This is a genomic window from Janthinobacterium sp. SUN100 (assembly GCF_030397705.1).
GTDB lineage: Bacteria > Pseudomonadota > Gammaproteobacteria > Burkholderiales > Burkholderiaceae_D > Janthinobacterium > Janthinobacterium kumbetense.
In genome coordinates, this window is sequence record NZ_JAPUBU010000001.1 from 1,264,468 (window position 1) to 1,283,898 (window position 19,431).

A 19,431-nucleotide genomic window follows, 5' to 3' on the forward strand; every position below is an offset into this window, starting at 1 on the left:
GGAGAATGATGCCGCATCGCAGCATCATTCTCCAATTGCATGTTGTGATGATAGAAATACGATCCCGCTATATCTCAACAGGCCTCCCCTGCCCCGCCATCCTCAGACCTTGTCGCCGCGCAAGGTTTTCGCCGCCGCCACCATATTGGCCAGCGCGGGAATGACCTCTTTCCAGCCGCGCGTCTTGAGGCCGCAATCGGGGTTGACCCACAGGCGGTGCGCGGGGATGCGTTCGGCCGCCTTGCGCATCAGCGTCACCATCTGTTCCTGGCTCGGAATGTTGGGCGAGTGGATATCGTAGACGCCGGGGCCGATTTCGTTCGGGTAGTTAAAATCATCGAAGGCGTCCAGCAATTCCATGTCGGAGCGCGACGTTTCGATCGTGATGACGTCCGCATCCATGTCGGCGATCTGCGCGATGATGTCGTTGAATTCCGAATAGCACATGTGCGTGTGGATCTGCGTTTCGTCGGCCACGCCATTGGCCGTGATGCGGAACGATTCGACGGCCCAGCGCAGATACTCGGCCCATTGCGATTTGCGCAGCGGCAAGCCTTCGCGCAATGCCGCTTCATCGATCTGTATCACGCGGATGCCGGCCTGTTCCAGGTCCTGCACTTCGGCGCGCATGGCCAGCGCCAGCTGGTGGCACGACACGGAACGGGGCTGGTCGTCGCGCACGAAAGACCAGTTCAGGATGGTGACGGGCCCCGTCAGCATGCCTTTCATCGGCTTGTCCGTCAGCGACTGGGCATAGGTGCTCCACTCCACCGTCATGGCGCGCGGGCGGCTGATGTCGCCGAACAAAATGGGCGGTTTCACGCAGCGCGAACCGTACGATTGCACCCAGCCGAACTGGCTGAAGGCGTAGCCGTCCAGCTGTTCGCCGAAGTACTCCACCATGTCGTTGCGTTCCGCCTCGCCATGCACGAAGACGTCCAGGCCCAGGCTTTCCTGTTCCTGCACGCAATGGGCGATTTCCGCCTGCATCAGCTTTTTATAGCCGGCTTCGTCCAGCTGGCCGCTGCGGAACTGGCTGCGGGCCTGGCGGATTGGCGCCGTCTGCGGAAACGAGCCGATGGTCGTCGTCGGGTACAGCGGCAGTTGCAGCAGCGCGGCTTGCTTGGCGGCGCGCTCGGCATAGCCGCTGGCACGCTGGCCCAGGCTGGCGTCGATGCGGGCCACGGCCGCCTTGACTTGGGGATTATGCACGCGCGGCGACTGGCGGCGCGCTTGCACGGCCGCATGATTAGCATCCAGCGCCGCTTGCACGCAGGCGCGGCCCTGGTTCAGGGCGCTGGCGATGGTGTGCACTTCATCGAGCTTTTGACGGGCAAAGGCCAGCCAGGATTGGATATCGGTGTCGAGCTTTTGTTCGCTGTCCAGGTCGACGGGCACGTGCAGCAGGGAGCACGACGGCGCGATCCACAGGCGCGACTGCAGCCTGGCGTGCACGGGTTCCAGCCACGCCAGCACCTCGTTCAAATCCGTCTTCCAGATATTGCGGCCATTCACCACACCCAGCGACAGGACGCTGGAACTTGGCAATTGCGCGATCACTTGCTCGACTTCCTCGCGGGCATTGACGGCGTCCAGGTGCAAGCCCTGCACGGGCAGCGTGCACGCCAGTTCCAGGTTGTCTTGCAGCTTGCCGAAGTACGTGGCCAGCAGCAGTTTGACGCTGTTGACCTTGCTCAAGGCAGCGTAAGCCGTGACGAGCGCCTGCTGCCAGGCGCCGTCGAGTTCAGTGACGAGTATCGGCTCATCGATCTGCACCCACTCCACGCCCTGCGCGGCCAGTTCCTGCAACAGTTGCACGTAGACGGGCAGCAAGCCTTGCAGCAGCGCCAGCTTGTCGGAATCGTCCTTGGCCTTGCCCAGCCACAAATAGGTGACGGGACCGATCAGCACGGGCTTGGCTTTCACACCGAGCTGCCGCGCTTGCGCCAGTTGCTGCAGCAGGCGGCTGCTGTCGAGCTTGAATTGCGTGCCGGCCGCGAATTCCGGCACGATGTAATGGTAATTGGTGTCGAACCATTTCGTCATTTCGCCGGCGTGGACGCAGCTGCAATCGCTGTCGCTGGCCGAGCGGCCACGGGCCACGCGGAAATAGTTATCGAGCGCCGCGCCAGTCAGGTGGCGCACGCGCTGCGGCAGGTTGCCCAGGGTAAAGCTCAAGTCCAGCACCTGGTCGTAGAAGGAAAAGTCGCCGACGGGCGCCAGGTCCAGCGCGTTCTGGTCTTGCCAGTGGCGCTGGCGCAATTCGGCGCCCTGGCCTTCCAGCGCGGCCAAGGTGCTGCCGCCCTTCCAGTAATCTTCCAGGGCGAATTTCAATTCGCGTTTGGCGCCGATGCGCGGGTAGCCCAGATTGTGTGTCGTGACGGTCATGGCGGTAGTGCCTCCTAGTGAAGTATGAATACATCATAGAGGCTTTCATCCATGAAAAATAATGGTAAAACTTCATACATCCATTATTGCCACTCATGTGAATACATGTTCGAATACAGGCGGGGCAAAAAAAAGCCCGCTGCGGGAGCGGGCTGAATCTAATTCCTGTGAGGAAGTAGAGGAGACAGATGAATGATGCCGCATCGCAGCATATCAAGCCAATTGCATGTTGTGATGATGGAAATATGATTCATCAATATCTGTCGCAGCCAGGGCATCTCAGGCGCTGGCCCGCGCGATCAGCTGGTAGGCCAGCGGCGCCAGGGCTGGCGGCGCCGCGCCCTCGTCCACTTCGCCCAGGCGCTGCAGGATGGCTTGCGCGGCCAGCCGGCCGATGTCATAGCGGGGCACGCGGATCGTCGTCAGCGCCGGCATGAGTTTTTCCGAGAACGGGAAGTCGCCAAAGCCCGCCACCGCGCATTGCTCGGGAATGCTGATGCCCAGGCGCGCCGCTTCATAGATGGCGCCGGCAGCCATGTTGTCGTTGGCAAAAAACAGGGCGTCGGGACGCTCGGCGCGCGCCATTTGCTCGCTGAATACCTGCCCGCCCGCGTCGAGCGGCGCCGTCACCGACGCTTGCACGATTTCCGGGCGCAAACCCAGCTGCTGCATGGTTTCCTCATAGCCCTGGGCCCGCTTGCGCGCGCGGAAATCGCTGCCGATGCCGCTGTCGACGTAGACGATGCGCCGGTAGCCTTGCGCGTGCAAATACAAGGTCATGTCGCGCCCCGTGGCGATGTGCGAAAAACCGATTTGCGGATACGGCCGCTCGGGGCGGATATCCCACGTTTCGATGACGGGAATCTGCAAGCCGGCCAGCAAGGTTTCCGTGGCGGCGCTGTGGTCGGCGCCCGTCAGCACCAGCGCGCGCGGCGACCAGCCGAGAAAGGCGCGCACCACCTTCTCTTCCGTCTCGATCGAGTAATCGTGGGTGGCCAGCAGCAACTGGTAATTGTGCTGCGACAAGGTGGTCGACAAGCCCTGGATGGTTTCCGCAAAGATGGAGTTCGACACGCTGGGCACGATGGCGCCCACGATGCGGCCCTGGGTCGACGCGAGGCCGCCGGCCGCCTCGTTGCGGATGTAGCCGAGCTGGTCGATGGCGCTCTTGATGCGCTCGCGTGTTTCCTGCGACACGCGGTCCGGCTCCTTGAAATAGCGCGACACGGAAATGGCCGAGGTCTGTGCCAATTTGGCCACATCGAATACGGTGCTGCGGCCAAGGCCACGCCGCTTGCGTACTGGGTCGTTCATGGGTACTGCCTTCTCAAAAATCGGTGATCACCATGCATCATGCCATGGCCGGCGGCACAGGGGATGCCAGCGTGGCGCCGCTGCGTCGCGGCGTGCCGCGATGCATGCCGGCCGGGCCGCAGAAGTTCCACCTTGGAAATTAGTGCCATTGAAATCATGCCGATAGTGTAATGGCTGTGCGCGGCAAGATGCCAGCCGGCGCGCAATCTCCCTGCATTAAATCTGTTGACAGCCCCCTGCGATTCAAATTATATTTCGCTGTACTTGCAATGTTAGCGCTAACAAAGGCGGCAGGCAAGACCCGAGACAGCCGCACTGGAACGCCATACGCAGCGCGCCAGGCAACCAAAAAGGACACACATTGAGCTCCGCTACCTCCCGCCGCACGCTGGAATCCCTGCGCAGCCAGCGCTGGCTGGCCCCAGACGACATGCGCTCGTTCGCCCACCGCCAGCGCCTGCAGCAGATGGGCCTGCGCCGCGAGGAATTCCTCGACCGCCCCGTCATCGCCATCATCAATACCTGGAGCGACCTGTCGCCGTGCCACTCGCACCTGCGCGAACGGGCCGAAGCCGTCAAACGGGGCATCCTGCTGGCCGGCGGCTTCCCCGTCGAACTGCCGGCCCTGTCGCTGGGCGAAGTGATGGTCAAGCCCACCACCATGATCTACCGCAACTTCCTCGCCATGGAAACGGAAGAACTGCTGCGCTCGCTACCCATCGACGGCGCCGTGCTGCTCGGCGGCTGCGACAAGACGACGCCCGGCATGCTGATGGGCGCCATCAGCATGGACATCCCCGCCATCTTCTGCCCCGCCGGCCCCATGCTCAACGACCGCTACCGTGGCCAGAGCGTGGGCGCGGGCACGCATACCAAGAAATTCTGGGACGATTACGTGGCCGGCGATATCGCCAAGCCCGAATGGATCAAGCTGGAAGCGAAAATGACGCGCTCGCCCGGCACCTGCAACACCATGGGCACGGCGTCCACCATGACGTCCATCGTCGAAGCCATGGGCTTTACCTTGCCGGGCGCCACCAGCATTCCCGCCATGGATGCCAATCACGTGCGCATGGCTTCGCAGTGCGGCGAGCGCATCGTCGGCATGGTGTGGGAAGACTTGAAGCCGTCGCGCTTCTTCACCCGCGCCGCGCTGTCGAATGGCGTGGCCGCCTATATGGCGCTCGGCGGCTCGACCAACGCGGCCATCCACCTGGTCGCCATCGCCGGGCGCGCCGGCCTGGCCCTGTCGCTCGATGAAATGGATGCGATGGCGCAAAAAGTGCCCGTCATCGCCAACCTGTTCCCATCCGGCGACAAGCTGATGGAAGATTTCTTCTATGCGGGCGGCATGCCGGCCCTGCTCAAGGAAATCATGCCGCAGCTGGACTTGACGGCCTTGACGGTGACGGGCCGTACCCTGGGCGAGAACATCGCCGACGCCGTCTGCCTGGACGACAGCGTCATCCGCAAGGTGTCGCAGCCGGTGGCCGACGGCGCGGCGCTGGCCGTGCTGCGCGGCAACCTGTGTCCTGGCGGCGCCGTCATCAAGCCGTCGGCCGCCAATCCGAAGTTCGCCAAACACCGCGGACGCGCCCTCGTGTTCGACTCGAACGCGGAAATGCTGGCGCAGATCCACGCGCCCGACCTGGACATCGATGAAAACACGGTCTTGATCCTGCGCAATGGCGGCCCCATCGGCGCGCCCGGCATGCCGGAATGGGGCAATCTGCCCGTGCCGAAAAAGCTGCTGCAGCAAGGCATCCGCGACATGGTACGCATCTCCGACGCGCGCATGAGCGGCACCCATTACGGCACCTGCGTGCTGCACGTCACGCCGGAAGCGGCCGTCGGCGGCCCCCTGGCCCTCGTGTGCAACGGCGACATGATCGAACTGGACATCGCCGCGCGCACCCTGAACATGGATGTGACGGACGAGGAACTAGCGCGCCGCCGCGCCGAATGGCAGGCGCCGGCGCAGAAATATGCGCGCGGCTACACCAAGCTGTACATGGAGCACGTGACACAGGCGGACCAGGGCTGCGACCTGGACTTCTTGCTGGGCAACGCCGCCACGCCGGAGCCGCCGATTTTCTGATGCCGCCGCCTTCCCTACCTATATAGAGAGCACAACTATGGATATCCTGGACAACCCTTTCCGCGCCTTGCTGGCGGACAACGCAGTACCGCTGGGCAGCTGGCTGATGGCCGGCACGCCCGTCACGGCCGAAGCCATGGGCTGCGCCGGCTTCGACTGGCTGGTGCTGGACATGGAACACGTGCCCATCGATTACCAGGATGCCTACCAGATCCTGCAAGCCTTGGGCGGCACGCCGGCCTGCCCCGTCGTGCGCCTGGCCTGGAACGACCTGGTGCAGATCAAGCGCGCGCTCGACATCGGCGCGCAAACCCTGATGTTCCCGTTCGTGGAAAACGCCGCCGAAGCGCGCAGTGCCGTGGCCGCCACCCGCTATCCGCAGCCGGGCCAGGCCGTACCCGGCACGCGCGGTTTTGCCGCCATGCACCGCGCCAGCCGCTACGGCACCGTGCCCGACTACGCCACGCGCGCCAACGGCGCCGTCTTCTCGATTATCCAGCTGGAAACCCCGGCCGCGCTGGCGCAGCTGGAAGAGATCGCCGCCGTCGATGGCGTCGACGCCCTGTTCGTGGGGCCGGGCGACCTGTCGGCCGCCATGGGCCATATCGGCAATATCGGCCACCCGGACGTGCAGGCGGCGATCGCCGACGCGGCCCGCCGCGCCCGCGCCATCGGCAAACCCATCGGCATTGTCGGCCCCTCGCCGGAAATGGTGCACACTTTCATCCATTACGGCTATGACTACGTGGCCATCGCTTCGGACATGGGCATGATGATGCGCCAGGCCAACGCCTTCATCACGGCCCTGAAACCGTCGCTGGCGAAAGCCCTCGACACGGGCGCCTACTAATTGTTCTGTTGCAACACATTGTTGCAACGCACGTAACGCGCTCAGACGCGTCATTCGCATCTTTTGGAGACAAGCATGTCAGGTGTAAAACTGGAAAAGGTTGTCAAGAAGTACGACAACGGCGTCGAAGTCATTCATGGCATCGACCTGGAAATCAAGCAAGGCGAATTCGTCGTCTTCGTGGGCCCTTCGGGTTGCGGAAAATCAACACTGATGCGCATGGTCGCGGGCCTGGAATCGATCACGGGCGGCACCATCTCCATCGAGGGACAGGTCGTCAACGACTTGCCGCCGCGCGAGCGCGACATCGCCATGGTGTTCCAGGACTATGCGCTGTACCCGCACAAGTCCGTGTTCGACAACCTGGGCTTTGGCTTGAAACTGCGCAAGTTCCCGAAGGCGGAAATCGAACAGCGCGTGCGCGCTGCCGCCACCATCCTGAAAATCGACCACTTGCTCGACCGCAAGCCGCGCGCCCTGTCCGGCGGCCAGCGCCAGCGCGTGGCCATGGGCCGCGCCATCGTGCGCCAGGCCAAGCTGTTCCTGTTCGATGAGCCGCTGTCGAACTTGGACGCCCTGCTGCGCTCGGAAATGCGCACGGAAATCAAGAAACTGCACCAGCGCATAGGCGCCACCACCATTTACGTCACGCATGACCAGGTCGAAGCGATGACCCTGGCCGAGCGCATCGTCGTGCTGTCAGGCGGCAACATCATGCAGGTCGGCACGCCGGACCAGATCTACAACGAACCCGTTTCGAAATTCGTCGCCGGCTTCACGGGCTCGCCGCCGATGAACTTCCTCGGCGCCAAGGTGGCGCGCAACGGCGCCGGCCAGGCCGAGATCGTGCTAGGCGCGGCGCGCCTGGCCCTGCCGCCGGAGCGCCAGGCCGCGTGCGGCAAGCTCGACGGCCGCGCGGTGGAATTCGGCATCCGCCCGGAAGACATCACGCTGGAAGCGGCCAGTCCCGCCAGCGCCGCCCTGGCCGCGACAGTCGTGGTGGTCGAACCGCTGGGCGCGGAAACCCTGGTCATCTTCCAGTGCGAAGGGGGCGAATTGACGGCGCGCCTGCCGCCTACCTTCGCCCTGGCGCCGGGACAGCAAGTGACGGTACAGCTGGACATGGAAAAATTCCATCTGTTCGATCCGCAAGGGGGCGCGGTACTGCCCTCCCGATAAGCCGCGAACGACCGGCATACCCATTCCAAAAAAACAGGAGACAACATCATGCGTATCAAATCCCTCGTCCTGGCGCTCGGCGCCACTTTCGTCCTTGCCACCGGCTTGGCCACCAGCGCCCACGCGCAAACAGTCAAGGTGTTCGTCGGCGGCCAAGAGCGCCCCGAAGTCATGCGCGAACTGTTCGCCAAATTCATGGCCGCCAATCCCGGCGTCAAGATCGACCTGGAAACGGGCGGCGCCACGTCGGAATTGCAGCAGAAATACCTGAACACGGTGCTGTCGGCCGGCGACACCACCCTGGACGTGTTCCTGATCGACATCATCCGCCCGGCCCAGTACGCGTCGGCCGGCTGGATCGAAAGCCTGGACAAATACCTGGGCGCCGACCGCGACAAGATCATGGGCCAGTACCTGCCCGCCTACAAGCAAGCGAATATGGTCGACAACAAGGTCGTGGCCCTGCCCGCCTTTGCAGACGCCATGTTCCTCTACTACCGCAAGGACTTGCTGGCCAAGTACAAGCTGGCGGCGCCGAAAACCTGGGATGAGCTGGCCACCGTGGCGCGCACCATCCAGGCCGGCGAAAAGAATCCGGAATTGCAAGGCATCAGCTTCCAGGGCAAGGCCATCGAAGGCGCCGTCTGCACCTTCCTGTTGCCGTACTGGAGCCAGGGCGGCGAACTGGTCACAAACGGCAAGCTGACCCTGGACAAGCCCAAGGCGGAAGCGGGCCTGGCCATGTGGCGCAAGCTCGTCGACCAGGGCGTGGCAAAGAAAAACATTGCCGAAGTGGCCACCGACGATACGCGCAAGGAGTTCCAGGCAGGCAATGTCTTGTTCGCCGTCAACTGGGGCTATGCCTGGAACCACTTCCAGGATGGCGCCGACAGCAGCGTGAAAGATAAAGTCGGCGTCGTCAGCCTGCCGGCCATGGCGGGCGGCAAACCGGCCTCGTGCATCGGCGGCTGGCAGTGGGCCGTGTCCTCGTTCTCGAAGAACAAGGAGGCGTCCGCCAAGCTGGTGCGCTGGCTGTCGAGCCCGGAAGTGTCTAAGCAGCTGGCCCTCAAGGCGTCCAACCTGCCCGTCTACCCGTCCGTCTACCAGGACAAGGAAGTGCTGGCCGCCAATGGCTGGTTCGCCGATGCCCTGCCGGTGGTGCAAAGCGCCCGCTCGCGCCCCGTCACGCCGCGCTACAGCGAAGTGTCCGAAGCCGTGCGCGTCAACACGAATGCCGTGATGGCGGGCGTGAAGACGCCGGCGGCGGCCGTGGGCGAGATCGAAAACCGCGTCAAGCGCATCCTGCGCTAAGGGGATCACGCCCGTGCCGCCACGACGGCGGCGCGGGCGGCACACGCATACGCACACCGCAACAGACGAGGAAATCATGAGGCAACGCACCCTGAAAAGCCGCATCACGGACCCCAGCGAAACAACGCTGGCCTGGGTCCTGCTGACGCCGGCGATTCTTTTTTTACTGCTGATCGTGGCCTACCCGGTCAGCAAATTGATCTACAACAGCTTTTTCGACATCCGCCTGTCCGGCGGCAGCCTGCCCAGTTTCGTGGGCCTGGACAACTACAAGATGGCGCTGGAAGACGCGCTGTTCTGGAAGTCGCTGAAAAACACCGTCATCATCACCGTCGTCACCGTGCCGGGCGCGCTGGTAGCGGGCCTGGGCCTGGCCATGCTGGCCAACATGCCGTTCAAGTACCGCTGGCCCGTGCGCCTGGCGCTGCTGCTGCCGTGGGCACTGCCGCTGGCCTTCGTCGGCCTGATCTTCGCCTGGTTCTTCCACAGCGAATACGGCCTGGTGAACGACATCATCCGCCGCATCGACCTCTTGATCCCCGGCCTGGGCTGGGAGCCGCAAATCTGGTTCAATTCGCCCGCGCTGACCATGGCCGCCATCTGCATCACGACCATCTGGAAAACCTCGTCGTTCATGGCCCTGATTTTATTGGCCGGCCTGCAAACCATCCCCGCCTCGCTGTATGAGGCGGCCGAAGTGGACGGCGCCAGCAAATGGAAGCAATTTACGGAAGTGACCCTGCCGCTGCTGGTGCCATCGATGCTGGTGGCGCTGATCTTCCGCACCCTGACGGCCATCCAGTCCTTCGATATTCCGTACAACATGCCCGGCCCTGGCGACGAAACCAAGACCCTGGCCATGTACATCCAGTCCAATACCGTCGATTACCTGGACGTGGGCTACGGCTCGACCCTGGCGGTGTTCATGTTCCTGCTGTCGATGGCCACCACGTTTGTGTATCTGAAATATGTAAGAGGAGACAAAGAATGAGCGGCCTGTTTTCATCGAAGCGCCTGCGCTGGTTCGCCGCCGCGATCGTCATCCTCAACGGCGTCTTCCCCGCCCTGTGGATCCTGTTTACCTCGCTCAAGACCGAGAGCGAACTGACGCAAAAGCCGATCACCTACTGGCCGCACGAACCGACCATCGGCAATTTCATCTCCGCTTTCCAGGACCAGCCGCTGCTGACATTCCTGACGAATAGCCTGATCGTGGCCGGCCTGTCGACCCTGCTCAGCCTGTTCATCAGCGCGCTGGCCGCGTATGCGATCGCCCGCTTGCGCCTGCGCTTCCGCGGCCTGATCCTGACGGCCATCATCGGCGTGTCGATGTTCCCGCTGGTGACCCTGATGGTGCCGCTGTTCGAGATCATGCGCAGCCTGGGCTTGCTGAACTCCTACTGGGCGCTGGTGCTGCCGTACACGGTGCTGAACCTGCCCATCTGCACCCTGATGATGGTGAGCTTTTTCCAGGATATCCCGCGCGACATCGAAAACGCGGCCATGCTCGACGGCTGCACCCGCCTGAGCGCCCTGTGGCGCATCGTGCTGCCGCTGGCCGCGCCGGGCGTGGCGACGGCCGCCATCCTCGCATTTGTGAATTCCTGGGACGAGTTCCTGCTGGCGCTGTCGATGAATTCAGCCGTGGCTTACCGCACCCTGCCCGTCGGCATCCAGCTGTACCAGGGCGAGTTCGCCTTCCCGTGGCCGATCATTTCGGCGGCGCTGGTGGTGGCCATCGTCCCCATCGTCGTGCTGATCGTGATTTTCCAGGAAAAGGTCGTCAGCGGCCTGACCTCGGGCGGCTTGAAGGGCTGAAAATGGACCACCAGTCTCCCTTCACCCTGGCGCACGGCGACTGCCGCGCCGACTTCCACCCGGCCACGGGCGGCGCGCTGGCGGCTTTCCGCTGGCGCGGGCGCGACATCCTGCGCGCCGCGCCCGCCGCTGCCAACGTGCGGCAAATGGCCTGCTATCCTTTGGTGCCGTATTCGAACCGCATCGGCGGCGCCCTGCTGCAGGCGCAGGAACAGACGCATGCGCTGCGCGCCAACTTCACGCCCGAGCCGCACAGCATCCACGGCTTCGGCTGGCAGCGCGCCTGGCACGTGGCTGCGCGCACGGCCGACAGCGCCGAACTGCTGCTGATCCATGCCGGCGACGCCGACTGGCCGTTCGCCTGCGAAGCGCGGCAAACCGTGCTGCTCGACGCTGCCGGCCTGCGCCTGACCTTATCGGTGCGCAATGACGACACGCGCGCCATGCCCGCCGGCCTGGGTTTTCACCCCTACTTTCCGCTGGCGCCCGGCCTGCGCCTGCAAACGCAATGGGATGGCGTGTGGAGCATGGGCGCCGACCACCTGCCGGCCGGCTTGGCGCCCGTGGCGCAAGCGTCGCCATTCGCCACGCCGCAGCCGGTGGCCGGCTGGCGCAGCGACCATTGCTACAGCGGCTGGACGGGCCGCGCCAGCCTCGATTACGGCGACTACAGCGTGCTGCTGTCGGCCACCGACAATTGCCGCCACCTCGTGTGCTTCGCGCCCAACGACGAACGCAGCTTCATCGCCATCGAACCCGTCACGCACGCCAATAACGCGTTTGCGCTGGCCGCGCGCGGCGCGCACGACACGGGCATGCGCCTGCTGGCGCCCGGCGAAACGCTGCACATGGCCATGCGCCTGGCCATGCAGGAAAATGCGGAGGAGGCCCATGCGTGAATGGCAAGCCGAACTGGCCCTCGACGCGCGCGCCCAGCTGGGCGAATGCCCGCTGTGGAGCGTGGCCGAACAGTGTTTGTACTGGATCGATATCGCCGGACGCCGCCTGCACCGCTACGATCCGGCGACCGGTCTCGACCGCGTCTGGTGGGTGCCGTGCGAACCGGGCTGCATCGCCCTGGCTGAAAAAGGCGGCCTGGTGGCGGCCCTGCGCGACGGTTTCTACCGTTTCTATCCGCAGGAAGGCTTGCTCGACAAGCTGGCCGATGCGCCCTACGACAGCGCCGACATGCGTTTCAACGATGGCCGCTGCGACAGCGCCGGGCGCTTCTGGGCCGGCGCCATGTACGAGCCGCGCACGGAGGAACTGGCTGCCATGTTTTGCCTGGAACGGGGCGCCACGCGCCTGGGCTGGGGGCCGCAGCAGGGCTTCGGCGTAAAAGTCAGCAACGGCCTTGCCTTCGCCGCGGATGGCCAAGCCCTGTTCCAGTCCGACACGCCGAACCACGTGATCTACCGTTTCGCGTTTGACGCGGCCAGCGGCCAGGCGGGCGAGCGCAAGGTGTTTGCCCGCCTGCCTGCCAAGGGAGAAGAAGCCGTGTATGGCGGCCGCCCCGATGGCGCGGCGCTCGATGCGGAAGGCTGCTACTGGAGCGCGCAATACGAAGGCGGCCGGGTGCTGCGCTTTTCGCCGCAAGGCGAAATCATCGGCATCGTGCGCGTGCCCGTCACGCGCCCCACCATGATCGCCTTTGGCGGTGCCGACCTGCGCACCCTGTACATCACCAGCGCGCGCGAAGGCGCCAGCGACGACGAACTGGCGCGCCAGCCGCAGGCCGGCGGCCTCTTTGCCGTGCGCCTGGACGTGGCCGGCCGCCCCGAACCCCTGTACCGGGATTGATACCCGGATCTTCACCTTGAGGACAGCATGAACGCCAACATCACTCTCTACCCCAGCCTGCAGGACCGCGTGGTCTTCGTTTCCGGTGGCGGCTCCGGCATCGGCGCCGCCCTGGTCGAACACTTCGCCCTGCAAGGCGCGCAAGTGGCTTTTTGCGACATCGACCGCGACGCCAGCGCCGCCCTGGCCGCGCGCCTGGCGCCCCTGTGCCGCCATGCGCCCTGTTTTTTCTACAGCGACATCCGCGACATCGCCGCCTACCAGGCCAGCCTGGCCGACGTCGAGGCGCGCTTCGGCGCCATCCGCGTGCTGCTCAATAACGCGGGCCGCGACGACCGCCATTCGCTGGCCGAACTGACGCCTGAGTACTGGGACAACTGCCTGGCACTGAACCTCAAGCACCACGTGTTCGCCATCCAGCAGGTGGCGCCCGGCATGGCGGCCGCCGGCGGCGGTTCCATCATCAACCTCGGCTCCATTTCATGGATGCGCGGACGCCCCAACCTGGTCGGCTACACGACGTCCAAGGCGGGCATCGCGGGCCTGTCGCGCACCCTGGCGCGCGAATTGGGCGAACAGAATATCCGCGTCAACGCCATCGCGCCGGGCGCCATCGCCACGGACCGCCAGGCCGCGCTGTGGCGCGACCCGGAAGAAGACCGCCGCTTCATCGAACTGCAATGCCTGAAATACCGGCTCGACGCGGGCCACGTGGCGCGCACGGCCCTGTTCCTGGCAGCCGACGATTCGGACGGCATCACGGGACAGAACATCATCGTCGATGCCGGCCTCGCGCAAGTATCTGTAGCTGGCTAAGCCCCCATTCAAGGAGAACCCTCATGTTGAACCTGCAAGACGCAAGCCTGTTGAAACAACAATGCCTGATCGACGGCGCCTGGTGCGACGCCGATGACGGCGCCACCATCGCCGTCACCAATCCCGCCACCGGCGAAGTGATCGCCACGGTGCCGCGCATGGGCGCGGCCGAGACGCGGCGCGCCATCGCCGCCTCGCATGCGGCCTTCCGGCTGTGGCGCAAGCAGACCGTCAAGGCGCGCGCCACGGTGCTGCGCGCCTGGCATGCCTTGATTTTGCAGCACGCGGACGACCTGGCGCTGATACTCACCACGGAACAGGGCAAGTCGCTGGCCGAAGCGAAGGGCGAGATCGTTTCGAACGCGGCCTACCTGGAATGGTTCGCCGAGGAAGGCAAGCGCGCGTATGGCGACGTGATCGCGCCGCCGTCGAATGACAAGCGCATCGTCGTCATCAAGCAGCCGATTGGCGTGTGCGCGGCCATCACGCCGTGGAATTTCCCGAACGGCATGATCACGCGCAAGGCCGGCCCGGCCCTGGCGGCCGGCTGCAGCATGGTCCTGAAACCGGCGTCGCAAACGCCGCTGTCGGCCCTGGCCTTGGGCGAACTGGCGCTGCGCGCCGGCGTGCCGCCCGGCGTCTTCAATGTGGTTACGGGCGCGGCGCAGGCGATCGGCACGGAACTGTGCCACAACGACCTGGTGCGCAAGATCACGTTTACGGGGTCGACCGAAGTGGGCGCCTGGCTGTCGCGCGAGGCGGCCGGCACGATCAAGAAGCTGTCGCTGGAATTGGGCGGCAACGCGCCCTTCATCGTCTTCGAGGATGCCGACATCGACGCGGCCGTCGAAGGCGTGCTGATGTCGAAATACCGCAACAGCGGCCAGACCTGCGTCTGCGCCAACCGCATCTACGTGCAGGACAGCATCTACGACGACTTCGCCGCCCGCCTGGTGGCCAAGGTGGCCGAGCTGAAACTGGGCAATGGCCTGGACGCGGGCGTCACGCAAGGCCCGCTGATCGATGAAAACGCCGTGCGCAAGATCGAGCAGCACATCGCCGACGCGCTGGCCAAGGGCGGCAAGCTGGCCATCGGCGGCAAGCGCCACGCGCTGGGCGGCAGCTTTTTCGAGCCCAGCGTGGTACTCGAGGCAAACAGCGACATGCTGGTGGCCACCGAGGAAACCTTCGCCCCGCTGGCGCCGCTGTTCCGCTTCGGCAGCGAAGAGGAAGTCGTCGCCATGGCCAACGCCACGCAGTTCGGCCTGGCCGGCTATTTCTACAGCCGCGACCTGGGCCGCGTCTGGCGCGTGGCGGAAGAACTGGAAGTGGGCATGGTCGGCATCAACACGGGCATGATCGCCAATGAAATGGCGCCGTTCGGCGGCGTAAAGCATTCGGGCATGGGCCGCGAAGGCTCGCACTACGGCATGGACGACTTCCTCGATATCAAATACTTGTGCATGGGAGGAATTTGATTATTTCAATGTAAGCAAGGCAGGGATCAGCAACCATACTCATAAAAAACACAGGAGACAAGATCATGCAAACGACATTCCGCAAGACCACCCTGGCCGCGGCCATCACCGGCGTGCTTCTCGCGACGCCATTTGTTAGCGCTAACGCACGCGCTGACGAGCTCAGCGACATGAAGGCCATGCTGGCGCAGTTGCAGGACCGGGTGGCGCAGATGGAAGCGAAAGCGGCGCAACCAGCACCTGCGGTGCCTGCGCCAGCGATTGCGGCCGCACCGGCAACGTCGGCGGCGGCCCCCATGCAGCCCGCCACCGGCTTCAACTGGAAACTGTACGGCCGTGGCGATATCGGCTATACGGTGTCGCGCGGCAAGGATGCCAGCGGGCGCCAGCTGACCAACCACCGCCTGAATCAGGGCGAGATGGCCAGCCGCCTGGGCCTCACGGGCGCCTGGGTCTTCAGCGACGAGTACAAGGCCATCTTCGGCGTCGAGACGGGCTTGAACTTGTTTAACGGCAATGCGGGCGGCGGCACGCAAAACAACACCACCTCGTCCGTGCTGTTCAACCGGGGTTCCACCGTCGGCTTTGCCTCGACCACCTGGGGCTCGATCGAAGGCGGCACCATGTACATGGCGCCGTTCTGGGTCTCGCTGGGCGCCGATCTGGCCTCGGCGCACAATTACGGCGCCAACGACTTCAGCGCCCTGTTCTCGCTCACCCGCCCGGAGTCGCTGGGCCGCTACCTGAAAGACCCCGTGACAAACAACGCCAGCAAGACGACGAGTTTGGCCGGCAACAACTCGGGCACGGCCTTGTTCTACGGCAATGCGCTGCGCTACCGCAGCCCCACCTGGAACAACATTTCTGCGGAAGTGTCGTATTCGGCCGGCCAGCAGGCGTCTTCCGCCACCGACCTGGAAAACGATGGCCGCAGCTGGGCCGCCAACGTGCTGTACAAGAAGGGCGACCTGTTCCTCGGCTACGCGCACATGGATTACCAGCAGAGCAACGACATCAGCACGGGGGGCACGCCGAACTTCCTCAAGCGCAACCAGGTCACGGACATCGTCGGCGCGCGCTACAAGTGGAACGATTTCACCTTGGGCGGCTCCTACACCTCCTACCGCGTGTCGAACGCGGGCGGCTATGCGGCCGACGCCTTTGGCGTGTCGGGCGCCTACGACCTCGGCAAACACCGCATCGAGGGCAGCCTGGCGCACATCAGCTATGACGGCGCCAACGCCAAAGGCGCTTTCGGCACCAACACGGGCGATGGCGTGGGCAAGCCCACGTCGACGGCCTACTCGCTGGGCTACCTGTACAACTTCCAGCCGACCCTGTCGTTCTACGCGTACGCCACGCGCATCGCCAACAACAGCCATGCCAAGCTGGGCGTATTGCAGTTCCGGGGGGACAATAACTACTTCGGCTACAGCCCCGTCGAGCTGACCGCCGGCATGTTCCTCGTCTTTTAATTTAGTGCTTCTTTGTTGATGCACCGCCGGCCCGCCCCACGCCACCATGCGGGCGGCCGGTTTTCACAGGAGTTGATCGTCATGCAGTACACACTACACCAGGAAAATGACAGCGTCGCCCTGCGCTGCGCCGGCCGCTTGCTGCTGCGCCACGGCGCCGATGCGCCATGCGTGTTCGTTGGCCAGGGCCGCGAAAGCATGGAAATGTACCGCGGTAACTTCGCCATCGAAGATTACGTCGAAGAGCGCAGCGCCCTGCGCGCGCTGGCCGTCACGCAGGACGGCGACGGCGCCACCCTGAGCTTTGCGCGCCATGCCGGCGACACGCCGCAGCTGGTGCTGGCCGTGCAAGCGGCGCCGCATGGCGTGCACCTGGTGGTGCGCTACGCGGCGCCGGGCTGGAACCGGCTGTGGCTGCGCCTGCCCGCGGAACAGGACGAGCATGTATGGGGCTGCGGCGAGCAAATGTCGTACTTCGACCTGCGCGGCCGCCACTTCCCCCTGTGGACGTCGGAGCCGGGCGTGGGCCGCGACAAGTCGACCCATTTGACGTGGCAGGCGGACGTGACGTCGAAATCGGGCGGCGACTACTATCACACGAATTATCCGCAACCGAGCTTCATCTCGTCGCAGCGCTACTGCCTGCATGCCGAGACGACGGCGTATGCGGACTTCGATTTCCGCCAGCCGGACTTCCACGAGCTGCAATTCTGGGCCATGCCCGAGCGCCTGGAATTCATGCTGGCCGACTCCTTCGTCGACCTGGTCGGCGTCGTCTCGCAACGCTTCGGCCGCCAGCCGCAATTGCCTGCCTGGCTGCAAAATGGCGCCATGCTGGGCCTGAAAGGGGGCGAAGAGCATGCGCGCACCATCCTCGCGCAGGCGCAGGAACACGGCTTGCCCGTCAGCGCCCTGTGGTGCGAAGACTGGGTGGGCTTGCGCCAGACGTCGTTCGGCAAGCGTTTGTTCTGGGACTGGCGCTGGCAGCCGCAGCGCTATCCGGACCTGAAAAGCTGGATCACGGACCTGGCCAGGCAGGACATCCGCTTCCTCGGCTACGTCAATCCGTATTTATGCAACGACGGCACCCTGTACCAGGAAGCGCTGCAGCAGGGCTTTTTGGCCACGGCCACCGATGGCGGCGCCTACCTGGTGGACTTCGGCGAATTCGATTGCGGCGTCGTCGACTTCACCAACCCGGCAGCCGCGCTGTGGTTCGAGGAACGCATCCTGCGCCAGGAAATGCTCGACTTCGGCCTGTCCGGCTGGATGGCCGATTTCGGCGAATACCTGCCGATCGACCTGCGCCTGCACAATGGCGTCGATGCGCGCCTGATGCACAACGCCTGGCCGACCCTGTGGGCCGAAGTCAATGCGCGCGCCATCGAGGCGGCCGGCAAGACGGGCGACGCCACCTTCTTCATGCGCGCCGGCTACACGGGCGTGCAGGCGCACTGCCCGCTGCTGTGGGCCGGCGACCAGTCGGTCGACTTCAGCCGCCACGACGGCTTGCAGACGGTGATCTGCGGCGCCCTGTCGTCCGGCCTTCTGGGCAACGCCTACCACCACAGCGACATCGGCGGCTATACCAGCCTGTTCGGCAACCTGCGCACGGCGGAACTGTTCCAGCGCTGGACGGAGATGGCCGTCTTCACGTCGATGATGCGCACGCACGAAGGCAACCGCCCGGACGAAAACTTCCAGTTTTACCAGGATGAACAGGTGTTCCAGCACTTCGCCCGCATGACGCGGCTGCACGTGGCGCTGGCGCCCACCATCCGCGCGCTGGCCGACGATGCAGTGGCGCGCGGCCTGCCGCTGCAGCGCCCCCTGTTCCTGCACTATGAACACGACCGCGCCACCTACGCCATCCAGGACCAGTACCTGTTCGGCCCCGACCTGCTGGTGGCGCCCGTGCATGCGGCGGGTGCTGCGCGCTGGAGCGCCTACCTGCCGCAGGGCGACGCCTGGATCCACCTGTGGAGCGGCGCCGTCTTCGAAGGCGGCCAGCGCGTGGAAGTCGACGCCCCCCTGGGCCAGCCGCCCGTCTTCGTGCGGCGCGGTTGCGCACAGCAGGATTTCTTCCTGTCGCTGGCGAAATGAGCCTGGCATGAGCGTGGCGTCGCACTTGCTGTTCCTGGCCTGCGTGGCGCTGGCCAGCGTCGCGCAGAACCTGACGGGCTTTGCTTTCGGCCTGATCCTGCTGGGCCTGACGGCCGTGCTGCACCTGGCCAGCCTGGGCGACGTGGCCAACGTGGTCAGCGTGCTGGTGCTGGTGAATGCCGCCATCACCTTTGGCCGCACGCGCCCGCAGCTGGCCTGGCCCGTGTTCGGCCCTTCGCTGGCCGTCAGCCTGCTGGGCGTGGGCGCTGGCGTGGCCCTGTTGGGCTGGTTCAGCGCGCAACAGGTGACCCTGCTGCGCTTCCTGCTCGGCTGCGCCATCGTCGTCTGCGCATGCATGCTGGTGCTGCGCGCCAGCACGCGCCGGCGGCAATCCGGCCTGCCCGCCTTCCTGTTCTTCAGCGGCGTGTCCGGCGTGATGGGCGGCCTGTTCGCCAGCGCCGGCCCGCCCATGGTGTACCACCTGTACCGCCAGCCATGGCCGGCCGACATGATCCGCCATTCGCTGATCGTGCTGTTTGCCGCGAATGCCGTGCTGCGCCTGGCCCTCGTGCTGGCGCACGGCCAGTTCAGCCTGACGGCACTGTGGCTGACCCTGGAAGCCTTGCCGCTGGTGACGGGGCTGACGTGGCTGGCGCGCCGCCACCCTTCGCGCCTGCCCATCGAACACGTGCGCCGCGCCGTCTTCGTGCTGCTGCTGATCGCCGGCCTGGCCCTGGTGCTGCCGCCCGTGCTGGCCCTGGCCGCCTGAGGCGGCGCCTTTTCACTGTTTACCCTTTTTTA

The 19,431-nt window shown here is 64.9% G+C and carries 15 protein-coding genes; 13 read left to right on the top strand and 2 right to left on the bottom strand.

The annotated features are described in order from the left end of the window. Positions 1–102: 102 nt before the first annotated feature. Both metE and O0881_RS05515 read right to left on the bottom strand, forming a co-directional pair. A complete protein-coding gene (gene metE / locus O0881_RS05510) occupies positions 103–2,388 on the bottom strand; it encodes a 5-methyltetrahydropteroyltriglutamate--homocysteine S-methyltransferase (protein ID WP_289910507.1) in 2,286 nt (761 codons plus the stop codon). A 279-nt stretch (positions 2,389–2,667) separates the two neighbouring features. Next, complete coding sequence (locus tag O0881_RS05515; RefSeq protein ID WP_289910508.1) at positions 2,668–3,702, bottom strand: LacI family DNA-binding transcriptional regulator; 1,035 nt, start codon at positions 3,700–3,702, stop codon at positions 2,668–2,670. Between the two features lie 361 nt (positions 3,703–4,063). On the opposite strand from O0881_RS05515, the gene araD reads away from it, so the two are divergent. The 13 genes from araD to O0881_RS05580 all read left to right on the top strand — a co-directional run bounded on the left by araD (position 4,064) and on the right by O0881_RS05580 (position 19,399). Beyond that, on the top strand, positions 4,064–5,800 hold the full coding sequence (araD, locus tag O0881_RS05520) for an L-arabinonate dehydratase (RefSeq protein WP_289897509.1): 1,737 nt from the start codon (positions 4,064–4,066) through the stop codon (positions 5,798–5,800). Positions 5,801–5,837: 37 nt separating this feature from the next. Beyond that, positions 5,838–6,650 carry an aldolase/citrate lyase family protein gene (locus O0881_RS05525; RefSeq protein WP_289910509.1) on the top strand — a complete coding sequence of 271 codons (813 nt, stop codon included), beginning with the start codon at positions 5,838–5,840 and terminating at the stop codon, positions 6,648–6,650. Positions 6,651–6,725: 75 nt separating this feature from the next. Then, complete coding sequence (gene ugpC, locus O0881_RS05530; RefSeq protein WP_099388104.1) at positions 6,726–7,829, top strand: sn-glycerol-3-phosphate ABC transporter ATP-binding protein UgpC; 1,104 nt, start codon at positions 6,726–6,728, stop codon at positions 7,827–7,829. Positions 7,830–7,877: 48 nt separating this feature from the next. After that, positions 7,878–9,140, top strand: coding sequence for an ABC transporter substrate-binding protein (locus tag O0881_RS05535; RefSeq protein WP_289910510.1), 1,263 nt, complete (start codon positions 7,878–7,880; stop codon positions 9,138–9,140). Positions 9,141–9,216: 76 nt separating this feature from the next. Beyond that, the gene (locus tag O0881_RS05540; protein WP_289910511.1) at positions 9,217–10,131 is read left to right on the top strand and encodes a sugar ABC transporter permease; all 915 of its coding nucleotides are present in this window, start codon (positions 9,217–9,219) and stop codon (positions 10,129–10,131) included. After that, positions 10,128–10,958, top strand: coding sequence for a carbohydrate ABC transporter permease (locus O0881_RS05545; protein ID WP_034755232.1), 831 nt, complete (start codon positions 10,128–10,130; stop codon positions 10,956–10,958). Before O0881_RS05540 ends, O0881_RS05545 begins: the two co-directional genes overlap by 4 nt. A 2-nt stretch (positions 10,959–10,960) precedes the next feature. After that, positions 10,961–11,857, top strand: coding sequence for an aldose 1-epimerase (locus O0881_RS05550; protein WP_289910512.1), 897 nt, complete (start codon positions 10,961–10,963; stop codon positions 11,855–11,857). After that, the gene (locus tag O0881_RS05555; RefSeq protein ID WP_289910513.1) at positions 11,850–12,758 is read left to right on the top strand and encodes an SMP-30/gluconolactonase/LRE family protein; all 909 of its coding nucleotides are present in this window, start codon (positions 11,850–11,852) and stop codon (positions 12,756–12,758) included. The genes O0881_RS05550 and O0881_RS05555 overlap by 8 nt, the downstream gene beginning before the upstream one ends. 27 nt (positions 12,759–12,785) lie before the next feature. Beyond that, complete coding sequence (locus tag O0881_RS05560) at positions 12,786–13,574, top strand: SDR family oxidoreductase (protein WP_289910514.1); 789 nt, start codon at positions 12,786–12,788, stop codon at positions 13,572–13,574. Positions 13,575–13,597: 23 nt separating this feature from the next. Next, on the top strand, positions 13,598–15,052 hold the full coding sequence (locus O0881_RS05565) for an NAD-dependent succinate-semialdehyde dehydrogenase (RefSeq protein WP_289910515.1): 1,455 nt from the start codon (positions 13,598–13,600) through the stop codon (positions 15,050–15,052). A 65-nt stretch (positions 15,053–15,117) separates the two neighbouring features. Then, the gene (locus O0881_RS05570) at positions 15,118–16,527 is read left to right on the top strand and encodes a porin (protein WP_289910516.1); all 1,410 of its coding nucleotides are present in this window, start codon (positions 15,118–15,120) and stop codon (positions 16,525–16,527) included. Positions 16,528–16,608: 81 nt separating this feature from the next. Continuing rightward, positions 16,609–18,630 carry an alpha-glucosidase gene (locus tag O0881_RS05575; RefSeq protein ID WP_289910517.1) on the top strand — a complete coding sequence of 674 codons (2,022 nt, stop codon included), beginning with the start codon at positions 16,609–16,611 and terminating at the stop codon, positions 18,628–18,630. Positions 18,631–18,637: 7 nt separating this feature from the next. Then, the gene (locus tag O0881_RS05580; protein ID WP_289910518.1) at positions 18,638–19,399 is read left to right on the top strand and encodes a TSUP family transporter; all 762 of its coding nucleotides are present in this window, start codon (positions 18,638–18,640) and stop codon (positions 19,397–19,399) included. The last annotated feature ends 32 nt before the right edge of the window (positions 19,400–19,431 follow it).

Bases quoted from the DNA above. Each gene is read 5' to 3' on its own strand.
- ugpC (WP_099388104.1), top strand. From the start codon at position 6,726: ATGTCAGGTGTAAAACTGGAAAAGGTTGTCAAGAAGTACGACAACGGC.
- O0881_RS05535 (WP_289910510.1), top strand. From the start codon at position 7,878: ATGCGTATCAAATCCCTCGTCCTGGCGCTCGGCGCCACTTTCGTCCTT.
- O0881_RS05540 (WP_289910511.1), top strand. From the start codon at position 9,217: ATGAGGCAACGCACCCTGAAAAGCCGCATCACGGACCCCAGCGAAACA.
- O0881_RS05545 (WP_034755232.1), top strand. From the start codon at position 10,128: ATGAGCGGCCTGTTTTCATCGAAGCGCCTGCGCTGGTTCGCCGCCGCG.
- O0881_RS05580 (WP_289910518.1), top strand. From the start codon at position 18,638: ATGAGCGTGGCGTCGCACTTGCTGTTCCTGGCCTGCGTGGCGCTGGCC.
- O0881_RS05525 (WP_289910509.1), top strand. From the start codon at position 5,838: ATGGATATCCTGGACAACCCTTTCCGCGCCTTGCTGGCGGACAACGCA.
- O0881_RS05575 (WP_289910517.1), top strand. From the start codon at position 16,609: ATGCAGTACACACTACACCAGGAAAATGACAGCGTCGCCCTGCGCTGC.
- O0881_RS05515 (WP_289910508.1), bottom strand. From the start codon at position 3,702: ATGAACGACCCAGTACGCAAGCGGCGTGGCCTTGGCCGCAGCACCGTA.
- O0881_RS05570 (WP_289910516.1), top strand. From the start codon at position 15,118: ATGCAAACGACATTCCGCAAGACCACCCTGGCCGCGGCCATCACCGGC.
- O0881_RS05565 (WP_289910515.1), top strand. From the start codon at position 13,598: ATGTTGAACCTGCAAGACGCAAGCCTGTTGAAACAACAATGCCTGATC.
- O0881_RS05550 (WP_289910512.1), top strand. From the start codon at position 10,961: ATGGACCACCAGTCTCCCTTCACCCTGGCGCACGGCGACTGCCGCGCC.
- O0881_RS05555 (WP_289910513.1), top strand. From the start codon at position 11,850: ATGCGTGAATGGCAAGCCGAACTGGCCCTCGACGCGCGCGCCCAGCTG.
- metE (WP_289910507.1), bottom strand. From the start codon at position 2,388: ATGACCGTCACGACACACAATCTGGGCTACCCGCGCATCGGCGCCAAA.
- O0881_RS05560 (WP_289910514.1), top strand. From the start codon at position 12,786: ATGAACGCCAACATCACTCTCTACCCCAGCCTGCAGGACCGCGTGGTC.